Genomic DNA, 22,836 nt, shown 5'->3' on the forward strand with positions numbered 1-22,836 from the left:
CAGCATAACGAAAGGCAGGGGAGCCGGGATGAAGGTATTGACAGTTGATGATGAGCCGCTAATCCTGAGCGGGTTGGTTAAAATTGTGCAGGAAGTCGCTCCCTTGGGGACCGAGGTTCGTAAAGCAACAAATGCTTATGATGCTCTTGACCTAATGAAGGACTATCTGCCCGATGTAACCATTACAGATCTGAATATGCCGGAAAAAAGTGGCTTTGAGCTGATTGAAGAAATCAAACTCGGCGGTTGGTGCGACCGTTTCATTATCCTTACAGGTTATGATGAATTTGAATATGTGCGCAGAGCGCTTCGAGCAGGCGTGGTGGATTATCTGCTAAAGCCGATAGACAAAGGCGAAATTGCCGCTCTGCTTGGGCGGATAAGAGAAGAACTGCCAAACGAATCGGATACGGATTATTCCTGTCATGCCAAGCGGCTCTTGACTTATATCCAAATTCATTTCAGAAAAGATCTTTCACTCGACGACCTTGCCGAACAAATGAATCTCCATCCCAACTATATCAGCAGTTTATTTAAGAAAGAAACCGGACATACCTTCATCAATTATCTCAATATGTTACGGATTCAGGCTGCACAAGAGCTGCTAATATCCAATAGCGAGCTTTCTGTCTGCGCTATTGGCCGGCAGGTCGGATATGACAGCAAGCATTATTTCTCCAAGGTATTCAAGAAATACACGGGCACTACTCCAGGGGCCTATCGGAATAATCAATGATAAAGTGAAAGGATGAGAGCCTGAAGTGGATATCTGGAAAGAATACCCTCTTGGCGATATGATCGCCCGCTATGTGATGGATAACCAAACCGGACAAATGGGGTTAATCCTGCTCCCTTTGTCTCGGGTCTCTTCGGCCTGCGAGAAAAAATTCAAAGTGGATTCCTTGGTACAGCTGAAATGGATCGGGGATACTTACCCGGGAGGTTTCGCGCACGGCCACTCCATGCGAGGCAGCGGCACAGTGAACGCCTTGCAGTTTGAAGATCAATATCAAATTGAACAGGATGGCCAGCTTACCGTTGTCACTGTTTTTCAAAGCGGAGAGGGCGGAAGGATCGCTCATCACCTGGCATGGGACCCGGGATACAACGTGTTGGAATCGTTTACAACCGTACGTAATGACGGCCAATCTACCCTTACTGCCGAAATGATCTCCTCGTTCTCCCTGACCGGCTTGACCCCTTACGCCGAAGACGAAGCGCCGGAGACATTAATCCTTCACCGGATTCTCAGTTCCTGGTCCGCCGAAGGACGGCTGCTTTCCAGCCGTATTGAAGATTTGAATCTGGAGCCGGCATGGGCACCTCACGCAGTCAGAGGATTAAGGTTTGGACAAATCGGATCGATGCCGGTAAGAGATTATTTTCCTGCAGCGTTTGTGGAAGATACCCGGGCCGGGGTTATCTGGGGGGTTCAGCTGGCCCATCCCGCTTCCTGGCAAATAGAGCTTGGCAGACGGGATAACGCCCTTTTTCTTTCAGGGGGGCTTGCAGACCGGGAATTTGGACATTGGACAAAAACGATTCGCCCTGGAGAATTCTTTCAGACGCCCAGCGCTTACCTGACAGTAGCGGCAGATAATCTCGATAACACAGCAGCCCGCCTGACGGAAATTCACAAACGTTCTCTATTAGGGGGACCGGAGACTGAAGAAAATTTACCGATTATATTTAACGAATTTTGTACCACATGGGGTTCTCCCTCATCTGAAAATTTATATGCTATCGCTGAACGGCTTAGAGGTAAAGGCATTCGTTACCTGGTCATCGACAGCGGCTGGTACAAAAGCGAAGGTACCAACTGGTTTAACGGCATGGGGGATTGGGAGGTCAGCAAGCGGGATTTTCCAGAAGGTTTGGGACCGACGCTCGAACATATCCGGCAATGCGGCATGATTCCCGGGATATGGTTTGAAATGGAGGTCTGCGGAACAGAATCCGCCGCGTTCCGGTTAACGGATCATCTGTTAAAGCGGGACGGCATTCCGATTACGGTCGGAGGCCGGCGTTTCTGGGATTTCCGCGATCCTTATGTCGTCAGCTATTTAAAGGAGAAGGTCATTGACTTCCTGAAGGACCATGGTTTTGGTTATTTAAAAGTCGATTATAACGATTCTCTGGGCATCGGCTGTGACGGGGCAGAATCACTCGGCGAAGGTCTGCGTGAGCAGATGGAGGCGGTACAGGACTTCTTCCGGTTAATCCGAAAGGAGGTTCCCGGAATCGTGATTGAAAATTGCGCGTCAGGCGGGCATCGGCTGGAGCCGTCCATGCTCGGGCTTACCAGTATGTCCTCCTTCTCGGACGCCCATGAATGCGAGGAAATTCCGATTATTGCCGCGAACATGCATCGTGTCATCCTGCCGAGACAAAACCAGATCTGGGCGGTGCTGCGGCAAACCGACTCCTTGCAGCGGCTGGCTTATTCGCTGTCCGGCACAATGCTCGGGAGGATGTGTTTATCCGGCGATATTCATGAACTCGATCAGGAACAGTGGAGCCTTTTGGACAAAGCAATAGCGTTCTACAAAAAGGCGGTTCCCGTCATTAAAGAAGGAAAAAGCAGCAGGTTCGGGCCTGCAATCAGCAGCTACCGGCATCCCAAAGGCTGGCAGGGAATTATGCGTTCCTCAGCCGACGAGTCTGAAATTTTGATAGTGGTTCATACCTTTGAGCTCGAGGGTAAAGAGCGCGTAATTCTGCCTCTTCCACCCGTTTCAGGCACATACAAAACGGCAGATCTCTTTACGGACCAGGAGATCGAAATGGTGCTCGATCGGGATCAAATCAGCATCAGCCTAGACCGGTCCTTTGCAGCAATTTCTATCTTACTGACTTTATAAAAAAGGGGTGAAATCATGGTGAACTTAAATTCAGGCCGGCGATTATGGTATCGTGATCCGGCAGCCGTTTGGAACGAGGCGCTCCCGATTGGTAACGGAAGGTTGGGAGCCATGATCTTTGGAAGAACAGCGGAGGAGAAGCTGTCGCTGAACGAAGACTCGGTATGGTATGGAGGCCCGCGTGACCGCAATAATGAGGATGCGCGGGTCCACTTGCCCCAGATACGCAAGCTGATTCTGGAAGGAAAACTGCGTGAAGCGGAAGAGCTTGCGGCAATGGCGATGGCTGGACTCCCCGAATCCCAGCGGCATTATCTGCCTTTAGGCGACCTGCTGCTGTCGTTCGCTAATCATGATTTGCCGGCGGAGGACTATATGAGGGAGCTTGACCTCGAAGAAGGGATATGCCGCATCCGGTATAGGATCGGGGATATCCGGTATACCAGAGAGATATTTGCAAGCTGCCCGGATCAGGCAATCGTGATGCGAATCACTGCAGATCACAAAAATGCGATTTCCTTGAAAGCCCGGTTCAACAGAAATAACTGGCGTTACCTGGAAAAAAACGAGAAATGGGAGCAAAGCGGGCTCGTTATGCGCGGAGAATGCGGCGGCAAAGGTGGAAGCACGTTTAGTGCTGTACTAAAAGCCGTAGCGGAAGCTGGACATTGCCGGACCGTGGGTGAATATCTGCTGGTGGATGATGCCGACTCGGTTACGCTGATGCTTGCCGCCGGGACGACTTTCCGGCACCCCGATCCGGAGCTGGAGGCCAAACGGAGGCTGGACACGCTCAGCCAAATCTCCTATTCCGATTTGCTGGAACGGCATACATCCGATTACCGGACTTTGTATGCAAGGGTAGAGCTGACCCTTCCGGAGAGGGCCGACTTAGATTTGCTTCCGACCGATGAGCGGCTTGCCAGGATACGTGAAGGGGAGGAAGACCACGGGTTAATCGCAACTTATTTTCAATATGGACGATACCTGCTCATCTCCTCCAGCAGGCCGGGTTCCTTGCCGGCAAATTTGCAGGGGATTTGGAATGACAGCTTCCTTCCGGCATGGGATAGTAAATATACCATTAACATTAATGCTCAAATGAATTACTGGCTTGCGGAAAATGGGAATTTGTCCGAATGCCATGAGCCTTTGTTTGATCTAATAGAACGCATGCGCGAGCCCGGACGGACAACGGCAAAGGTGATGTATGGCTGCAGGGGATTCACCGCCCATCATAATACCGATATCTGGGGGGATACAGCACCTCAGGATTCCTATCTTCCGGCTTCTTTCTGGCCGCTGGGCGCTGCGTGGCTTTGCCTGCATTTGTGGGAGCATTACCAGTATACACAGGACCGGCATTTCCTTGTCCGGACTTATGAGACGATGAAAGAGGCGGCCTTATTTCTGCTGGATTATTTAATTGAAGACGAAGAGGGCCGCCTTATTACCTGTCCGTCTGTTTCTCCTGAGAACAGCTACAGGCTCGCTGATGGTGAGACCGGCGTATTATGCGCGGGAGCCTCCATGGATTTTCAGATTATCGAGGCCTTGTTTAAGGCCTGCATCCGGAGCTCGGAAATCATCGGGATGGATGCGGCATTCCGGAGGGAGCTGGAAGCAGCCTTAGAACGCCTTCCCCAGCCTAAAATCGGGCGTTACGGCCAAATTCAGGAATGGATGAACGATTACGAGGAGTTGGAGCCGGGGCACCGCCACATCTCGCATTTGTTTGGCCTTTACCCTGGAGGAAGCTTCAGCGTGGAACACACGCCTGAGCTGGCTAAAGCGGCCCGGATCACGTTGGAGCGCAGATTGTCGAACGGCGGCGGGCATACCGGATGGAGCCGGGCCTGGATTATCAATTTCTGGGCAAGGCTTCAGGACGGGACACAAGCTTACGAGAATGTCAAAGCGCTCTTGGCCCATTCAACACTGCCTAATCTGTTTGATAATCATCCGCCCTTCCAAATTGACGGCAATTTTGGCGGAACGGCGGGCATAACCGAAATGTTATTGCAAAGCCATGGCGGCATCCTCCGGCTACTGCCGGCATTGCCTGAGGCGTGGAGTCAAGGCTCCGTTAAAGGACTTAGAGCCCGGGGAGGTTTTACGCTTGATTTTGCGTGGGATTCCGGTCAAATATCTACAGCTGTCGTGAAGTGTACGGTTTCCGGACCTTGCCGACTGGAAGCCCCCGGTTTACAACCCGTCACCTTTGAAGGAACCGCAGGGCAATCCTATACCTTTACACGTCAAGCAGAGCAACAGCAGTCCTGACCCTGCAGCCTAACCGGTCATGAGCCCGTTCCTGTTGGTTTTAGCTGAATCATACTTTCAGGTATAGGACGTATGCTGAGCTTTGTATGCCGAAGGACTCATATTCATATAAACTTTGAACCATTTTGCAAAATAACTCACATTCTGGAAACCGCATTCCAGAGCTGCCTCGAGTACGTTATAAGACCCTGTGAGCAGCAGATGGGCAGCTTTGTTCACTCGGATGTAATTCAGATATTCCATGGGACGCATCCCGGTTTGAGTTTTGAAGAATTTACAGAAATGAGAGCGGCTTAGTGAGACAACCGAGGCCAGAGCATCCAAGTCCAGCTTTTCATGACAGTGCTCTTCCATATAATTCAAAACCAGCTTGATCTGCTGATGCATTTCCCGGCCCTGGTTTGTTTTTCCTTCGGCGCTTTTGACTACAAGTCCTTGTTGAAAAAACTCAGCGAACAGCTGGAGCATAAGCCCTTTTACGCTTAATTCATAGGCCGGAAGGCGGCTTTCGTAACCATTCACCAGCTGCCTGAAATAGTCCAGGATATGAGCGTTGGGGCCGGTTGCGGACAAATAAGCGGGAAGCCGAATATCTCCCTGCTGAATCGGCCCCAGGAACTGCTCCTGAATTCGGTCGTGCTGGAGCGAAGACAGCCAGGACAGCTTAAAAACGATAGAGTAATAGCACGTTTCCCGGCTATGATCCTTAATGCCCGAATGGTGTTCTCCCGGATGAACGATAACCGCATCTCCTGCTTGGGCGGAGAACTCGCGGCCTTCCACCTTAAAGACCGCCGTCCCTTTGGCCAAATAGATGATTTCCATTTCATTATGCCAGTGGAGCGGGAGGATGATCGATGTGTCGCTTTGATGTTTGACTTTGTAGATATCAAACGGGAAATCTCTCACTCCATGCTGCTTATTTTCACGGTAACGATGTTCGTACATGTCGGCCTCCGGCAGTGAGTGATGGATGGTGTTTCTCGGTATGACAACAAGGTCGCCATGCCTCTTCTCATACAGGGATGATCATTGAAAAAAGGCTTGCATATGGGCTTCAGGGACAACTTTCTCCCCCTTAGGAAGAGGAGAGGTTCTTCTTTCAAAATATCAAAAAAGGTCATAAAAAGGCAAGTATAAACGATTAATGATCAGAATCGCATTGTGCACAATGTTCACGGCACTGGAAGAGGAAGCTAGAAATTACGATGCAAAAGAGGTGCAGCTGAATGCGTATTGACGCTCATCAGCATTACTGGAAAATCGAACGGAAGGATTACGGCTGGATTACTCCCGAGCTGCCTAAGCTGTATCGCGATTTCATGCCGAACGATTTGGAACCCGAATTGTTCAAACATGAACTGGATGCAAGCATCCTTGTCCAGGCGGCTCCCACAATCGAGGAGACCCATTTCCTTCTTGCTATTGCCGACCAGACGCCGTCGGTTGCCGGTGTGGTAGGCTGGCTGGATCTCTTCGATCCTGATCATAGGAAGCATTACGATGAATTCCGGCGCAGTCCCAAATTTAAAGGGTTCCGCCTTATGATCCAAGACATGCCGGATGCCTCCCGCATACTGGATCCGGCTTTTGTCGAAGCGCTTCGTGGTTATGCCGATGAGGAGGTCCCTGTTGATTTGCTGCTCGTATCGGAACAAACGGCGTTTGTGGCGGAGCTGCTCAGGAAAATCCCCCATTTGCGGGGCGTCATTGATCATCTTGCTAAACCACAGATTAAACAGAAGTCATTTGAACCCTGGAAATCATATATGAGCGAATTTGCCCGGTATCCCGGAATCTATTGCAAGCTGTCCGGATTGGTCACGGAAGGGGAACATGCAGGCTGGACCCGAGAGGATTTCACCCCCTATATCCGGACAGCTATAGAACAATTTGGACCTGAACGGGTTATGTTCGGCAGCGACTGGCCGGTATGCCTGCTTGCAGCAGATTATTCGGAGGTTGTTGACCTCCTGCAAAGTTCAATTCCCGAAGAATGGGGCGAATCTCAAATCGAGCGTTTATTCGGCGCCAATGCAAAGGAGTTTTACAAGCTATGAAGCTGATGACGAAGACAGCCTTATCAGGGGAAACCAAAAGCAGGTATGAAGCTTTACAAGGAATGCCTATAACGGTGCTTCAAATCGGCGAAGGGAACTTCCTGCGCGGCTTCTTTGACTGGATGTTTAATGAATGCCTCAAGCAGGGCTTGATGGAAGGAGGCGTCGCGGTTGTGCAGCCCCGGCCGGCCGGGAGGGAGAAGATCAGACAACTCGCTGAACAAGACGGGTTGTATACGCTCGTAATCCGGGGAATGGAAGAGGGAGTGCCCGTCAGCAGGCGTGAAGTCATTCCGGTGTTCAGTGATGTATTTGATCCTTACGAAGAGTGGGGGAGGTTTGCGGAACTCGCGGCCAGCCCGCATCTAAGAATAGTAGTCTCCAATACAACCGAAGCCGGTTTGGTATTTCGACCGGAGTCGCTTGGAAGCGGACCCATCCTCTCTTTTCCAGGAAAAATCACTTACTTGCTCTTTCAGCGTTATCAAGCCTTCAAGGGAGCCAAGGACTCGGGGCTGGTGTTTCTGCCCTGCGAGCTTCTGGAACAAAACGGGGACACCCTGCGCAACCTCGTGCTGCAGTATGCGAAAGATTGGAACCTGCCTGAGGACTTCAGGGAGTGGGTTCAAAACCACAACCGTTTCTTGAATTCGCTGGTGGACCGGATTGTAACAGGTTACCCGGATCTTCAGGAAGCCGAAACCTGGTTTAAGGAATGGGGAGTCCGAGATCCACTCCTTTGTACGGCTGAACCGTATCATTTATGGGCAATTGAAGCGGAGCCGGAGCTGGAGAAGCTGCTGCCCTTTCGCAAAGCCGGTCTGAATGTGTATTTCACCAAAGACCTGAAGCCATTCCAACAGCGCAAAGTCAGCATTTTAAATGGGGCCCATACCTGGATGGCTCCCCTTGGACTTATCTACGGATTGGTCCATGTCCGTGAGCTGCTTGAGCATAGGGAGCTCGGACAGCGGGTTAAGCAGGCCGTCTTAAACGAAATTTTGCCGACGCTTCCTTATGCCAGGGAAGAATTAGAGTCTTATGCCCGCACTGTATTTGAAAGATTCGCGAACCCTTACATCCGCCACCGGCTTGAGGATATTGCAATGAACGCCTTGAGCAAGTTTCGTGTCCGGCTGCTGCCTGCGCTGACTCATTATGGCGGACGGGGAGAACCTGCTCCAGAGCAGCTTGTACTCGGATTTGCCGGACTCTTGCGTTATTACCGTGTAGAGCAAAGAGCAGACGGTTCGTTTGCGGGGAGAAAGCTCTCCGGCGAAACTTACATCGTCAGGGATAATCCGGATTTGTTAGTTTTGATTTCAGAGATTTGGCTCCATGGACAAACGGCTGGAGAATCGACGGAACAAACCGTATACCGGCTGTTGGGGGAAGAGAAAATTTGGGGCCAATCACTAGCTGACCTTAAGGGGCTTGCTGCCGGGATATCGTTCTGGTTAAACCGCTGGGAAGAGGAGGAACAAAGATGAAAGATTGGGTGAGGTTGTCGGACAGCGATCATGTGGTTATTGCCTTACGCTCTTTCTCGTTAGGCGAAACGATTTTGCTGGAGGATGGAGCCTCTCTCCTTATAAGGGAGGATGTTCCTAAAAGCCATAAAATATTAACCAAACCTGTTGCCGCAGGGGAGGATGTCCGGAAATTCGGCTATTCGATTGGCAAAGCCAAGGAGGACCTGGTACCCGGAACCTGGGTGCATACCCACAACCTTCGAACGGGTCTTGGCGCAATATTGGATTACCGTTATGATCCGCAGCCTCAACAGGTTTTGGCAGACCCCCCCGTCCCCAAAACCTTTCAAGGATATGTGCGTCCGAACGGGGAAGTCGGCATCCGCAATGAAATTTGGATCATTAACACGGTGGGCTGCATCAATAAAACCTGTGAGATTTTGGCAAGGCAAGGGACAGAGCGGGTTAAGGGAAGGGCGGAAGGAGTGTACCATTTTGCCCATCCCTACGGCTGTTCCCAGCTGGGAGATGACCTTGAGCATACGGCAAAGCTGCTGGCTGCGCTGGTCCATCATCCGAATGCGGCCGGCGTATTAATTGTAGGACTCGGATGCGAAAATAATCAATTGGATACGTTCAGCAAGATCATTGGAGAGGTTGATCCCGAGAAGGTCCGGTTTATGCAGACCCAGGATGAAGCCGACGAGCTGGATACAGGACTCCAACTGATCGATGAGCTGGCCGATTATGCTTCAACCTTTAAACGTGAACCCGTACCTGTCAGCAAGCTTAAAATCGGCTTGAAGTGCGGCGGTTCAGACGGTTTATCGGGAATTACGGCCAATCCTTTGGTCGGAACGATTGCAGACCGCATTACCGCTTGCAGGGGAACCGCCCTATTGACCGAGGTTCCGGAAATGTTCGGTGCGGAGACCCTTTTAATGAACCGTGCTGCTGATGAAGCAGTCTTCCACCAAATCGTCACGCTGGTTAACGATTTTAAAGCTTATTTTGTCCGTCACGGCCAAGAAATCTATGAGAACCCTTCTCCTGGCAATAAAGCGGGAGGGATCAGCACACTGGAAGAAAAGTCGCTCGGCTGTACGCAAAAAGGCGGTCATGCCACCGTAACCGACGTGTTGTTATACGGCGATCGCGTGAACAAACCAGGCCTTAACCTTGTTCAGGCTCCGGGAAATGATCTCGTATCGGTGACAGCCCTATCGGCTTCGGGTGCCCATATGGTTCTGTTCACAACTGGCCGGGGCACGCCGTTTGGCGGACCCGTGCCAACGGTCAAGATCGCGTCCAATAGCGAGCTTGCGGAACGAAAGCGAAACTGGATTGATTTTAATGCAGGTCAGCTGGTTGAAGGGAAATCCATGGCTGAGCTGACCGATGAGCTTTGGGAGAAACTACTTGCTATAGCCTCCGGCGAGTCCAGAACCTTAAGCGAAATCATCGGATTTAAGGAAATAGCCATATTTAAAGACGGGGTGATTTTATAATGAAATTCCGTAAATTAGGGAAAACCGGCCTGGACGTTTCGGTGCTAAGCTTCGGCGCCTCTTCACTGGGCTCCGTGTTCCGTCAGACAAAGGAGGAGGAGAGCATCCGTACGGTGCATGCGGCCATTGATTCCGGCATGAATTATATTGATGTATCCCCCTATTATGGCTTAACTAAAGCGGAGGCCGTACTGGGAAAAGCCATCCATCAGCTTCCGCGCGACAAGTTCCTGCTGTCTTCCAAGGCCGGACGGTATGGAGAGTCAACTTTTGACTTTACTTCTTCGCGGATTTTCAGCAGTTTGGAGGAAAGCTTAAGCCGGCTTCAAACCGACTATCTTGATATACTGTTTCTCCACGATGTCGAATTTGTGTCTCCCCAAATCATTCTCGAAGAAGCGGTTCCGGCCATGCATGAATTGAAGAAACAAGGAAAAATCCGTTACTGCGGCATCAGCGGTCTGCCTTTGCAGCTGTTTGAACAACTGCTCCCCCAAATTGATGTCGATGTGATTCTTTCTTACTGCCATTATTCGCTTAATGACACCTCTTTGCTTTCTTTATTACCGCTGCTTCATGAAAAAGGAATTGGGCTCGTTAACGCCTCGCCGTTATCCATGGGCCTCTTAACTACCCGAGATACGGCAGATTGGCATCCGGCTGGCGCCCGCTTAAAGGCCATATGCAAACAAGCTGCCGAGTATTGTGCGTCAAAAGGTGCGGATATCGCCAAGCTGGCTGTGCAGTATTCTACGAGCCATGAGCAGATTCCTACCACTCTCGTAAGCACGGCCAACCCTCGGAACATTGTGCAAAATGCAGCCTGGGTTGACGAGCCGATGGATACGGAGCTGCTTCACGAGGTCTTGGAAATATTGAAGCCGATCCATAATGAAACATGGTTAAGCGGACTCACGCAATACAATCGCCATGCGTCCCAGCTGGAAAGGAGCGATATCAACTTATGAAAGGAATCGTTTGTGAAGAGGTCGGCAGGTTTAGCTGGAGGGAGGACTTACAAGCGCCTATAGAAGAGGAAGGGAAAGCGATCGTCCGGATTCGGCGAATCGGCATCTGCGGTACAGATTTGCATGCCTTTCAAGGAAATCAGCCTTATTTCCATTATCCCCGTATTCTGGGCCATGAGCTCGCCGGTGTTATCGAAGCGGTTGGAGAGAACGAGGTCGGCTTTCAAGCAGGGGATCAGGTCAGTATAGTGCCTTATTTCCATTGTGGTGAGTGCCCGGCTTGCCTTAGGGGAAAAACGAACTGCTGCCAGAACATGAAGGTGTTTGGCGTCCATATTGATGGAGGGATGCGTGAGCGTGTATCCATCCCTCTAAGCCATCTGATCAAGACTAATGACCTGACGCTGGATCAGTCGGCCATGCTGGAGCCGTTAGCCATCGGCGCCCATGCGATTCGGCGTGCCGGAGTGATTTCGGGAGAAACGGTTTTGGTCATTGGGGCGGGGCCAATCGGCCTTGGCCTTATGGCGCTTGCCCGGTATGCCGGGGCCAAGGTGGTAGCGATGGATGTCAACGATGGACGACTGGCCTTCTGCCGCTCCTGGGCAAAAGTTGAACATACAGTTAATGCGCTCCAGGAGCCGAAGGAGAAGCTTAACGCCATTAATAATGGCCAGCTCTTTAATCTGGTTATGGATGCGACCGGCAATCCGGCTTCCATGGAAGGCGCTTTTGAATATGTCGGACACGGCGGCTCCCTGATTTATGTTGGTCTTGTAAAAGGGGACATTACCTTTAACGATCCCCATTTTCATAGCCGCGAGATGACCTTGATGGGCAGCCGAAATGCTACATTAGAGGACTTCAATTTTGTGAGAAAAGCTATCTCGGAGGGCGCCATCGAAATCGAACGTTATATTTCACATCGTTCATCTTTTGAAGATATGATAACTCATTTCGACAGCTGGCTTAAGCCCGATTCCCAAGTCATAAAAGCATTAGTTGAAATCGACTGATTTAACCTACCAGCAATCTAAAGAAGGCTATTCCTTTACGGACAGCCTTCTTTATGTATATTTATTTTAGATGTTAAAGAAATAAATTATAGATTTTGGAGGTTATGAGTAAGTGACATACATTCTTATACTTATATTTTTGCTTATCATTATCCATTTATTTACCAAGGTAGGTCAGCTGGAAGGCCGCATAAAAGGCATGCAATATATTATAAACCAGTTAACCCAACAATCGGAGCTACCTGAATTACCAATAAACGAAGACCTCCGTAAGTTAATAAATGAGGGAGAAGACGTAAAAGCAATTAAAAAGACAAGAGAATTTTTAGGTCTTTCCTTATTAGAAGCCAAAGCCTACATTGATAAATTGAAATCGGAAGATAGAACATGAAAATCAATGAGGTACGGATTGACCAGCCCCGTTCTAGTATTGAACAAATGGTCTGAAGTGATTAGGTGTGTCTGCGCCTAAGCAGAAAGACAGGTTAAAATGTCTTTTCCAGTTTCCGGCTGGCTTGTTCTGTGGCCTCCATAATCACTTCGCCGAGGGTTGGGTGGGGATGAATGGTCAACGCCAAATCCTCTACCGTCGGCCATTCATGGAGAACAGTTGAAATTTATCCCTAGAGAGTGGGCCCGCCCCACTCCTTTCTTGTTGGTCGGGGATTATAATTTATCTCGACAGTGATCTCTTTTAATGAAAGGAGGGCGGGTCCCCACCAAACAGGGTTTGTTGCCGACAAATGTTAGCCTTTCTGACGGACGGTCTGCATCCTGGCGCGGAAGGGTATGAGCTGCTAGGCGGCGTTTCCGTGACCTACAAGCATTAGCGTTACGAAGCGTATATAGATAAACAGATGAACTATGATGTAGGGGAAGGGAGATTTTTTATCACTATCCGGAACTTGGGGAAGTGCATCAGATTGGATCATATATGTACTGAAAACGATCTCCCCTGGCGCCTGCCAGAATGAAAAAGATCTCCAAAACCTGATGGATATTTATATGGATGCGGTACTTTATCCAAATATTCATCAAAACAAAGAAATTTCCCGCCAAGAGGGATGGAGCCCTTACTTGGAGTCGGAGATTCAGAACTTCAAGATTCCATTTATTGGATAGGGTCGAGCTAATTCGAACCCGGCCTTTTTTAATTTGAATTCCTCAAGTTATCGCAAACATGTTGTACATTTTCATTCTCCGTATGTCGTCCCTGGATATTTTGAGTTCATTGATGAGTTCCTGATTTTCGGTTAACGGACATCTGGAGAACAACATTTTGAGAGCGATTGGCATAAAGGGACGGAAAGAAACTCCAGACATCAATCCCCATTTTTGTTCCGATTCAAGAAAAGAGGCCAGAATGTTGATCGTCAATTTCTCCAAGGGTGTAGCTTGGTTCGTTAAAATCAGGGTTGTTAGCGTGTCATAATGCTCGGTATGGCCTGCATATGAATTTTCACATTGCCAGTATTGATCAAAATCGCGAACGTTCATATATAACATGGTCTTATAGCCGGCATCCTGGGTTTGAGGAAAAATATCAACGACGCATCGGATCAGTTTGTTGATTCTGCCATCGTAAAAATAGGAGTAGAAGCGGTTGGAATTTTTGAAAAAGGTGTTGGGCATGTTCTCCAATAATGGCGACGGTTTGATAGGCTCGGAATACAATAATTGCTCTACCTGTACGTTTAATGCAAGCGCTATGGCATATAGCGTATCGATATCCATGGCGATATCTCCGGTTTCATATTTGGAAACTGTGGCTTTGCTTTTATAAATGATCTTCCCCAGTTCTTCCACGGATATCCCCTTATATTTGCGTATGCTTCTGATTTTTTTACCTACTTCCCGGCTGATTAAAGATGTCACGTGATCTCTCCTTCGGATGTTTCTTAGGAATAAACAAAGCGGTGATAACAGGTGAATTCGACTGTGTTTGTAATGAATATAGCACAAATCCCTTTAAAAATTTCTTATTACGAAACAAAGGGATAGAAATGTTTCATATGACGAGAATACGGCCGTTTTGAGCGGGGTGCTTATCATGTGAAATAATACAAACAAGAAACACTTGAATATCGTGCGAGAAAGAGAGGATCGACGTGATGAAGTATAATTTTGACGAAATCATTGATCGCAAAAATACGAACTCTATGAATACGGACGGCTTTCGTGAATTCATGTTCAAAGGGAGAGAGAACTTGAGTTTTGCTTACAAGGATGACGAATGGATACGCATGTGGATTGCGGATATGGATTTTGCGACTCCACCTGAAATTATTGAGGCGATTAGGACGAGGCTTGATCAGCGCATCTTCGGCTATAGCCAAGTATTTGATCCTAATTATTATGTGGCCCTATCGAATTGGACGGAACGTATGTATGATTGGACTTTCCCCAAAGAATATTTGGTAACCTCTCCTGGCATTATCCCGGCCCTGTATGAGTTATGTGAGTATATTTGCAAACCGGATGAAAAAGTGCTGATTGTAACGCCTTCTTATGCCTTTTTTAAATCCGCTGTGGAATTCAATCATTTGGAACTGGTCTGTTCAAAGCTCAAAAATGAAAACGGGCATTATACGATAAACTATGACGATCTTGAAGCCAAAGCAAAGGATCCGAAGGTCGTCTTATGTATCTTCTGTAATCCACATAATCCAACGGGCCGGCTCTGGAAAGAAGAGGAGCTGCGGAGGGTTGGCGAAATTTGTCTAAGAAACCATGTGTGGATCATCTCAGACGAAATCCATTGCGACTTGCTCCGGAGTGGTCTTTCTCATACCCCATTTGCCAAATTGTTCCCGCAATCAGATCGAATCGTCACCTGTATGGCCCCCAGCAAAACGTTTAACATGGCGGGGCTGATGTTCTCCAATGTTATTATTCCTAACCAGGAGCTTCGGGAATTATGGCTCCGTCGTCACTATTCCTTCAAAAATCCATTGAGCATTGCGGCCACTCAGGCAGCCTATGAGCACGGGCAGCAATGGCATCAGGAATTATTGCAGTATCTGGACGGAAACTTCAAGTTTACGGATGCGTTTTTAAGTCAATACCTGCCTGAAGCCCAATTTAAGATTCCCGAAGCGACTTATCTGGCATGGATCAATATTAGCAGCTACATTCCGGGAGAGGAAGACCTGACAGGTCTGTTCGCTGCCCACGCAGGTGTGCTTCTGGAGGATGGAAGCATGTTCGTGGATAACGGCCAGGGGTATATCCGTCTCAATCTGGCATGCCCGCGAGCGGTTTTGAAGGAGGGGCTGCAGCGAATTGCTGCATTCCTGAACAGCTATCGGGATCCGTCCTTAGCGGGGACGGCAGCTGCGACTTAAACCGTTAAATCGGAATTGCGTGGTGTTCGGCTTTTTACATGCCTTACTCATTTAATCCTCGACACGGCCCCCCGCAGCTTTCAAATGCCCATAGGTAATAATTCTACTAAACTGTGATGAAGCTTCTTCCACAGAAAGAGGCTGATCGTTTCTAATCCACCAAATGACTATCCCCATAAAAGCCGATACGAGATATTCGAGCAGCAATTCCTTGGATATCTCTAAAGGAGCATTTACCTTGTCCGTATTCCATCCCTCGTTTAATTTATCTTTTATGATGTTCTCCATTTTTGTTCGAAACTGATAGATTCTGTTCTCTTCAATTAACATGGCGTAGTAAAAGGTCTTGTGGCTTGAGATATGTTCCAGCACAGTTGTCATGACCGTTTCAAGGATAGAAATACTGAAGGGATTCGTGCTGACGGGACAAAGAACGACGGCCTCCTTTAGTTCGCTTAATAATTCATTTATACATGTTTCCAATAAATCAGGCTTATTTTGATAATGAAGATAAAAAGTGTTTCGGTTGATTATGGCCCGATCGGCAATATCCTGGATGGTTATCGCTTCATATCCCTTTTCCTGGATAAGCTCATAAAATGCCCTTCGAATGGATTGTTTCGTGCGCAGTATTCTCAGGTCGGTCTTTTTGTGCATTTTTTTGATCCTCCTAAGTTTATTTTAAGTCGTTATACGACAAAATTCGATAAATTGTCTGTTATCCTTCAAAACAAAAATTATTGAATATTGAGTGGAATAATAGCCTTTATTATAATGAGCGGTAGATAAATAAACAACAGATATTCATTATTTATCAGGTGATTAAAAAATCAGGGAGGATAACCAAATGATAGCAGAAAATCAAAATGAGCTAGTTCTTAAGGCGGTCGATGTGCTGGAAAGTTTCGAGAGCGGAAACCCCGAAGCGATTACGGCTTACGTAAATCCAAATCAATATATTCAGCATAACCAAAGCTTATCCGATGGTCGAGCAGCCATGCTTGGTGCACTTGATCATTTAAAGCAAATGGGTACGAAGGTAAGCATTAAACGTGCTTTTGTTGATGGAGATTATGTAGTTCTTCATTCCGTATATGAGTTTTTTGGCCCCAAAATCATTATTGATATTTTCCGATTTGAGGATGGCTTGATTGTGGAGCACTGGGACAACATGCAAGTGATGGAAGGAAAGACACCCAGCAATCACACGATGATTGATGGGCCCGTTACGATAAAGGATATCGACAAAACGGATACTAACAAACAATTTGTCAAAAGTTATGTTGAAAACATCCTTCTTGGGAAGAACCCAAGCCTGCTGGCCTCTTATTTTGATGGGGATCATTACATTCAGCACAGTCCGCATATTGCAGACGGCCTGTCCGGTCTCCACGCTGCATTGCAGGCCCTAAAGGAGAAAAACATAACCTTCGAATATACTCATCTCCATAAAGTGATTGGGCAAGGTGATTTCGTGCTTGCGGTGAGTGAAGGTCTATTGGATGGCCAAGAAACGGCTTTCTACGATCTGTTTCGTGTAGAGAACGAAAAGATCGCTGAGCATTGGGACGTCATCGAGGCCATATTACCGGTAGAGAAACGAAAAAATTCGAACAGCAGATTCTGAATTGCTTGATAGGTCAGAGGACAAGAGATTGACCTAAGCAGACTTATCGTTTTTAAAGAGAGAATTACTTCTGCCGACTCCAGACGCCGGGATACCCGAGCGTCTCTTTGTTGTTTATTGCGTTGTTCGCGTAGCCCAAATAAAATAGAGACAATTATACTTATCTTTTCATGTTATATAACCTCACAAATTCATTTACGACATTGTAGAAACTAAGTATAATCACGTTATTATAACTTACATATTTTATGTTTGTTGTAAAGAAGGGAGGATGCTCGAATAAATCAGAAAAAAAATGCGTTAACATACATGACATAATTGTTGTGTGTGTTAAAAATTTCAAAAGAGGAGTTGGATACTAAGATGCAACGTTCAATCTTATTTATGAAAAGGCACTTATCCTCCATAGCTGCTATGCTGCTTGTCCTCATTTTGTTAGTCCCTTATATACCAGCTTCTACCGCTACGGCGGCAGAGGCATTCCCGTTCGAAGAAATTACGCTTAAACAGCTTGAAGACGGCTATACGAATGGAAAATATACGACGGTTGAGGTTGTGCAAGCCTATCTGGACCGAATCAAAATATACGAGCCCAATTACAATGCATTCACGGTGATGAACCCGAAGGCGTTGGATGAAGCTCGTGAGATAGACCGACGGCGTGCGAGCGGGGAGAAGCTCGGTCCCTTGGCTGGTGTGCCGATTGTCATTAAAGAAGCGGTGGATATGGCCGGCTTTCCATCGACGATGGGCTGGGCACCGCTTAGTAAAGAAAAGGGAGGAATCGAGCTCATCCCCGAGAGAGATGCTCCTGTTGTTACCCGGCTAAAAGAAGCCGGAGCCATTATTCTGGGCAGAACGAACATCCCGGCGTTCAGCTCCTCCGGCACTCGCGCAACGACCAGCTGGGACGGGGATACCTACAACGCCGTTGACAGAAGGCTCGTTCCCGGAGGCAGCAGCAGTGGGACGGCAACGTCCGTGTCGGGGAACTTTGCCGTACTGGGCATCGCTGAGGAGACGGGCGGTTCCATTCAGAATCCTGCAGCTGCGCAGAATATCGTAGGGATCAAACCAAGTTTCGGATTAGTTCCAAACTCGGGAGTAGTACCTCTGGGAGGAAGCACACGGGACGTCATCGGTACTCATGCCCGTACGGTTCAGGATGCGGCAGCCATGCTGGACGTTATCGCAGGCTACACGCACGATGACGCAAAGACGGTTGCTTCGATCGGCAATATTCCGGTCAACGGTTATACTTCTAAGCTGAACACGCAGGAATTGGCGGGTAAGCGAATCGGCTTGTACGGCAAAGGATGGAGGGATCAGGAACTAACACCTGAAACTCAGCTTCTTTACGATCGTGCCGTTAAGGAATTAATAGCGCAGGGCGCAACAGTGGTAACCGATCCGTTCGCCGGTACGACCTTTGCCCAGACAGTGAAGACCGGTGCGAACGGGATCGATTCAGTTATTTACGATATGCAAAACTACTTGAAGAACCTTGGACCGAGTGCTGCTATTCATAATGTCCAGGAACTGATCACCAAGACTGGTCAAACTCCATCCATTTTCGACCGTTACAACGGCAATCTACCCAATCCTGATTCACACCCAGATCTCTCCGCCTTCATTGATACCCGCACAAAACTACTAAAGATCATTAACGATGTCATGGATAAATACGATCTTGACGCCCTGGTTTTTCCACAAATGTACAAAGAAACGCCACTTCTCTCGAGTGAAGACAACATCGGCGCGACAACGGTGTCAGAGATTAATCTGGCCGGTGTTCCGCTTGTCACTGTTCCTGCAGGTTATTATAAGAGCGGCTCACCGTTCGAGCTGGCCTTCACAGGCAAAATGTGGAGCGAAGCCGATCTGCTCGGCATGGCCTATGATTACGAACAAGCTACAAAGTACCGGAAGGCACCAATTCTGACGGCGAAGTAGCAGAAATACCCGAAGCACGAGCATAGTGAACATATTCCACGTCATATATTAATGTGCTTTAAGCGGCCTTAGTCCTGAATTCCACGGGCTAAGGCCGTTTTGTGTTGACTGTAACCGCTAAATGTTAATTTTTATAATTATCTACAGCAATGATCGTTTTTCCCGGTGTGATTCGTTGCTTAGAAGCAAAGACACACGTAGTTATGATATGGAGGAGGGGACGGAGGTACGGGGGACAAAAGACGGGACTTAATTGAGTGTTTGTTCAATAAAATCCCATCTTTAATAAACGGTGGGATTTTTTTATTTATAGGATTACTCGGCAATAGGGTCAAGTTTTTGTCCTCCGACATTGACGGACTGTAGAGGGACAAGAACCTATTCCGAATACCGATTGATGATCATCTAAATAATAAGCATATGTAGTTAAAACCTCAACAACACCCTGATGCATGACAGTTTTTCACATTGTTTTAAAAAAATACAACTCTGAATTCCCGTCATGCGATTCGGAGTTGTATTAAGGGAGATCCGCACATGAACTATTAAAATTTGCAAGGGATACCGAGCAGAATAATCGGCTGCTTCATGCCGGTTGTTTTTTTAATGATCTGGCTTCGTTCTAAAGGAATTTTTGATCTGTCTTCAGTAAGATTTAGAGGATGAGCTAAGTTAACGAAGTATCGTCCATCTAATACTATTTTTTCTTTATACATCAGTCAGTTTCTATGCCAATTGGGTGACGGGAATTTCGATAAACCGGCCTTCCGGACCCTCTATATTTGAATTTTTATTTTCAAATTCGCAACCCTAAGATAAAGCAGCGTGCGATACGGCTGTCTGGAGGAACGGAACAAGACGGCGAAAAATATTGTTGAGGGTGTAGTGGGGGATGTAGCCGACCAAAATGAAAACCGCCCAAGTTCAAACCGCTTAGCGTAGTTAGGATTCAGGCGGTTTTTGCATTTTGTTCGACCCTTCTTCTTTTCACGATAAGATAGGGTCTTCATGCTGAAAATTGCGTTAACCAAGAAATGTTGTTTTGGGATCATGAACTTACTTTAGCAGCTTTTCCAATTGTTCATTGTTCCCCTAGTTTTCTAGTGGCGTGAACATCCTCAATACTAGGTAAAAATAAGTAAGGAGCCATGCTGTAACACGACTCCAGTCCACCATACAGGAATATTAATGAAAGTGTGTCTTTGCCTCCATACTTGGGCTTAGGGTTATTACGTGATTGGATTAGAACGAATCCTTTATATCAGTCACGATTTAACTATTGAGAATGGAAGCAGGAATTAAAAAATTTTGATCAACAATTATTTGGGTCTTGGTATACGTTTACCGCTCATGGCAGTAAATTGTAGGATTTCCCCGCCCCTCACCAAAAAGCCCGGCCAGCTTCTCCAAACTCGTTCCCGTCCGCCTCATCAGCGAGTCGTTTGGCATCAAGGTCGACTGGGACAAGACCAGCAGGACAGTACACCATTAAGAATGCTCAATAACACGCCTTACGCGAGACAATCGGTGTAGATCTTCACATGGGGTAAATCTCTAAAAGAGATGGTAAGAATGAATAATTCATACGATTTAAACTCGGGTTACAGTGACCGCAATAATACCAGAAACCTGCATGGATATGTTAGACTAATGGGAACTAATCGATGAGGTGTTGCATTTGAAAACAATTGTTGTTATCGGTGGCGGCATTACGGGGCTGTCGGCTATGCATGAATTTCGCAAATGGAGGGAGGCAACCGGAGCCGCAGTCAGGCTTTTATTAATTGAAGCGTCAGTACAGATAGGCGGTAAAATTCAAACCGTCAGGCATCAACAATTCGTGATGGAGACCGGGGCGGATTCTATTGTAGCGCGAAAAATGAATGACATGGACGTGATTGCAGAACTGGGCTTGGAAGATGACGTGGTCTATAACACAACTGGACGCTCCTTCATATATGCGGCTGGACATTTGAAGCCGATTCCGGACGACGCCGTGTTCGGCATTCCGGCAAGTATGGAGTCGCTCGCCAAGAGTACGCTCGTCTCGGCAGAAGGCAAAGTTGCAGCGCTAAAAGATTTATATACGAAAAATGAGACGTTTACGAAGGACGATTCTGTCGGCGCGTTTCTGGAGTATTTTCTCGGGAGTGAACTAGTCGAGAAGCAAATCGCCCCCGTCCTTTCCGGGGTCTATTCAGGGAATTTGAACGAGTTGACAATTGCCTCAACACTACCATTCTTGATCGACTACAAGGAGCAATACGGAAGCATTATTAAAGGGCTCGAAGCCAACAAGCAGAAGTTTAGGATTGGTGAGAAGAAATTTTTCTCGCTAAAAAACGGTCTGGGCTCGCTTATTGACGCCTTTCAAGCCAGTCTGACCAAAGAATTGTTGTTAAACACTAAAGTCCGCAGGATTAATAAGAACAATGGCCGGTATCGCGTGCACTTAGACAATCAGGACATGATCGAAGCGGATTATGTTGTACTAAGCATCCCGCATACGGCAGCAGAACCGATTCTTGACGATCCGAGACTTACGGAGCAATTCTCGGGATTAAAGAGCAACTCGCTCATCAGCGTATATGTCGGCTTTGACGTGCCCGATTCAGTGCTCCCCGCCGATGGAACGGGATTTATTACCGCGACAACCGATGAATTGTTCTGCAGCGCCTGCACATGGACAAGTCGCAAATGGGAGCATACGTCCAAATCCGGAAATTTGCTCGTCCGGCTATTTTATAAAAGCAGCCATCCTTCGTATGCTTCAATAAAGAATCTGGATCACGATGACCTGCTAAAGGTGGCGCTTAGCGATATTGAGAAGGGGCTTGGAATTACCGCCGAACCTGTCGTTAACGAGATCACCGACTGGTCCGGGCAAATGCCAATTTATTCGATTACCCATCCGAAAATTGTCTATGCACTTGAAAGCATAATGGCAGATGTATTCCCAGGCATGATCCTTGCTGGATGCTCTTATTATGGCGTAGGGATCTCGGACTGCATGAAGAACGGCGCTGATTCGGCTAGAAAAATCATTGATTTATTGAAGGATGGCTATTCTCCAACTAGTAAGCAAGGGGCATCAGATAATAGTTGATCAGGCTAAAGGGCAAATTTAGTTGAAGATTAATTAGGAGAGACCTTATCAAAAATAGGCGAAATTTCGTTTCGGATCTGGAAATATGATGAAAAACAATCAAATGAACAAAGTTTACTAAGCGGGCTCCTACGATCTTCACAGATGGATGCCGCGGTGCGATCTCCTTAATCTTGTCGACAACCTCTGTGTTCTTTCGGAAGTTGTCTCCTTGGAGATGGAGAAGAACTATCCCCCCCTCACAATTGGCCATTGCCTGGACGATTGCCAACGGAGCGCTGCCTATCCCGGGTACGAAGCGTATCAAGTACCTGGAGGAAAATGCAGCCGCGGCTGATATCCTTCTCACGAAGGAGGACCTCGAACGAATCGATCAGGTCAGCCCCAAGAATGTCGTACACGGCACGCGTTATATGAAAGAACAGATGACGCTGCTGGGCGGCTAGACTATAATCAGAAGAAGCAGGGGCCACGGGTTCCGTGGACCCTTTGCGATTGGATATTGTCTCAGGAGATTTGCAGCCATGCAGTCTAAAACTCATTTCTCAACACCTGAAGTTTTTCAAAATCTGAAACCGCGTTTTGCATCTGCAAAAACGAAGAATATAATGTATGGCATTTGTCCTGAGCTAGGGACA

Annotated in this window: 18 protein-coding genes; 15 read left to right on the top strand and 3 right to left on the bottom strand. The window is 47.6% G+C overall.

What is annotated here, in order from left to right:
- Positions 1-28 precede the first annotated feature (28 nt).
- Genes CBE73_RS03380 through CBE73_RS03390 form a run of 3 tightly spaced genes read left to right on the top strand, consistent with a single transcriptional unit; the run spans position 29 to position 5,144 of the window.
- Positions 29-736 (top strand): response regulator transcription factor, encoded by a 708-nt coding sequence (locus CBE73_RS03380; protein WP_094093002.1) that lies wholly within the window; start codon positions 29-31, stop codon positions 734-736.
- A 25-nt stretch (positions 737-761) separates the two neighbouring features.
- On the top strand, positions 762-2,861 hold the full coding sequence (locus tag CBE73_RS03385; RefSeq protein ID WP_094093003.1) for a glycoside hydrolase family 36 protein: 2,100 nt from the start codon (positions 762-764) through the stop codon (positions 2,859-2,861).
- Between the two features lie 15 nt (positions 2,862-2,876).
- The gene (locus CBE73_RS03390) at positions 2,877-5,144 is read left to right on the top strand and encodes a glycoside hydrolase family 95 protein (RefSeq protein WP_094093004.1); all 2,268 of its coding nucleotides are present in this window, start codon (positions 2,877-2,879) and stop codon (positions 5,142-5,144) included.
- A gap of 57 nt (positions 5,145-5,201) precedes the next feature.
- On the opposite strand, the gene CBE73_RS03395 is transcribed toward CBE73_RS03390, so the two are convergent.
- Entirely contained in the window at positions 5,202-6,092 is an 891-nt protein-coding gene (locus CBE73_RS03395) for an AraC family transcriptional regulator (RefSeq protein WP_094093005.1), read from the bottom strand.
- 281 nt (positions 6,093-6,373) lie between these two features.
- Here CBE73_RS03395 and CBE73_RS03400 point away from each other — a divergent pair, with 281 nt between their 5' ends.
- From CBE73_RS03400 to CBE73_RS03425, 6 genes are all read left to right on the top strand, one after another.
- Entirely contained in the window at positions 6,374-7,204 is an 831-nt protein-coding gene (locus CBE73_RS03400) for an amidohydrolase family protein (RefSeq protein WP_094093006.1), read from the top strand.
- The gene (locus CBE73_RS03405) at positions 7,201-8,694 is read left to right on the top strand and encodes a tagaturonate reductase (RefSeq protein ID WP_229752549.1); all 1,494 of its coding nucleotides are present in this window, start codon (positions 7,201-7,203) and stop codon (positions 8,692-8,694) included. Before CBE73_RS03400 ends, CBE73_RS03405 begins: the two co-directional genes overlap by 4 nt.
- A complete protein-coding gene (locus CBE73_RS03410) occupies positions 8,691-10,184 on the top strand; it encodes a UxaA family hydrolase (protein WP_094093007.1) in 1,494 nt (497 codons plus the stop codon). Before CBE73_RS03405 ends, CBE73_RS03410 begins: the two co-directional genes overlap by 4 nt.
- Complete coding sequence (locus tag CBE73_RS03415; protein ID WP_094093008.1) at positions 10,184-11,152, top strand: aldo/keto reductase; 969 nt, start codon at positions 10,184-10,186, stop codon at positions 11,150-11,152. The genes CBE73_RS03410 and CBE73_RS03415 overlap by 1 nt, the downstream gene beginning before the upstream one ends.
- Entirely contained in the window at positions 11,149-12,168 is a 1,020-nt protein-coding gene (locus CBE73_RS03420) for a zinc-binding alcohol dehydrogenase family protein (RefSeq protein ID WP_094093009.1), read from the top strand. The genes CBE73_RS03415 and CBE73_RS03420 overlap by 4 nt, the downstream gene beginning before the upstream one ends.
- A gap of 112 nt (positions 12,169-12,280) precedes the next feature.
- Positions 12,281-12,559 (top strand): hypothetical protein, encoded by a 279-nt coding sequence (locus tag CBE73_RS03425; protein WP_094093010.1) that lies wholly within the window; start codon positions 12,281-12,283, stop codon positions 12,557-12,559.
- Between the two features lie 773 nt (positions 12,560-13,332).
- On the opposite strand, the gene CBE73_RS03430 is transcribed toward CBE73_RS03425, so the two are convergent.
- On the bottom strand, positions 13,333-14,043 hold the full coding sequence (locus tag CBE73_RS03430; RefSeq protein WP_094093011.1) for a helix-turn-helix domain-containing protein: 711 nt from the start codon (positions 14,041-14,043) through the stop codon (positions 13,333-13,335).
- A 236-nt stretch (positions 14,044-14,279) separates the two neighbouring features.
- Here CBE73_RS03430 and CBE73_RS03435 point away from each other — a divergent pair, with 236 nt between their 5' ends.
- Complete coding sequence (locus tag CBE73_RS03435; RefSeq protein ID WP_094093012.1) at positions 14,280-15,512, top strand: MalY/PatB family protein; 1,233 nt, start codon at positions 14,280-14,282, stop codon at positions 15,510-15,512.
- A gap of 51 nt (positions 15,513-15,563) precedes the next feature.
- On the opposite strand, the gene CBE73_RS03440 is transcribed toward CBE73_RS03435, so the two are convergent.
- Positions 15,564-16,169, bottom strand: coding sequence for a TetR/AcrR family transcriptional regulator (locus tag CBE73_RS03440; protein WP_094093013.1), 606 nt, complete (start codon positions 16,167-16,169; stop codon positions 15,564-15,566).
- A gap of 190 nt (positions 16,170-16,359) precedes the next feature.
- Between CBE73_RS03440 and CBE73_RS03445 the strand changes: the two genes are divergently transcribed.
- The 5 genes from CBE73_RS03445 to CBE73_RS03465 all read left to right on the top strand — a co-directional run bounded on the left by CBE73_RS03445 (position 16,360) and on the right by CBE73_RS03465 (position 22,644).
- Positions 16,360-17,139, top strand: coding sequence for a nuclear transport factor 2 family protein (locus tag CBE73_RS03445; RefSeq protein ID WP_094093014.1), 780 nt, complete (start codon positions 16,360-16,362; stop codon positions 17,137-17,139).
- Positions 17,140-17,523: 384 nt separating this feature from the next.
- A complete protein-coding gene (locus CBE73_RS03450; RefSeq protein WP_094096113.1) occupies positions 17,524-19,092 on the top strand; it encodes an amidase in 1,569 nt (522 codons plus the stop codon).
- Between the two features lie 1,360 nt (positions 19,093-20,452).
- Positions 20,453-20,584 carry a stalk domain-containing protein gene (locus CBE73_RS22630; RefSeq protein WP_094096114.1) on the top strand — a complete coding sequence of 44 codons (132 nt, stop codon included), beginning with the start codon at positions 20,453-20,455 and terminating at the stop codon, positions 20,582-20,584.
- Between the two features lie 186 nt (positions 20,585-20,770).
- A complete protein-coding gene (gene hemG / locus CBE73_RS03460; protein WP_094093015.1) occupies positions 20,771-22,198 on the top strand; it encodes a protoporphyrinogen oxidase in 1,428 nt (475 codons plus the stop codon).
- Between the two features lie 245 nt (positions 22,199-22,443).
- A complete protein-coding gene (locus CBE73_RS03465) occupies positions 22,444-22,644 on the top strand; it encodes an aldo/keto reductase (RefSeq protein ID WP_244905520.1) in 201 nt (66 codons plus the stop codon).
- Positions 22,645-22,836: the final 192 nt, after the last annotated feature.

Origin of the sequence: Paenibacillus physcomitrellae, assembly GCF_002240225.1 — a bacterium.
GTDB classification, from domain to species: Bacteria; Bacillota; Bacilli; order Paenibacillales; family Paenibacillaceae; genus Fontibacillus; species Fontibacillus physcomitrellae.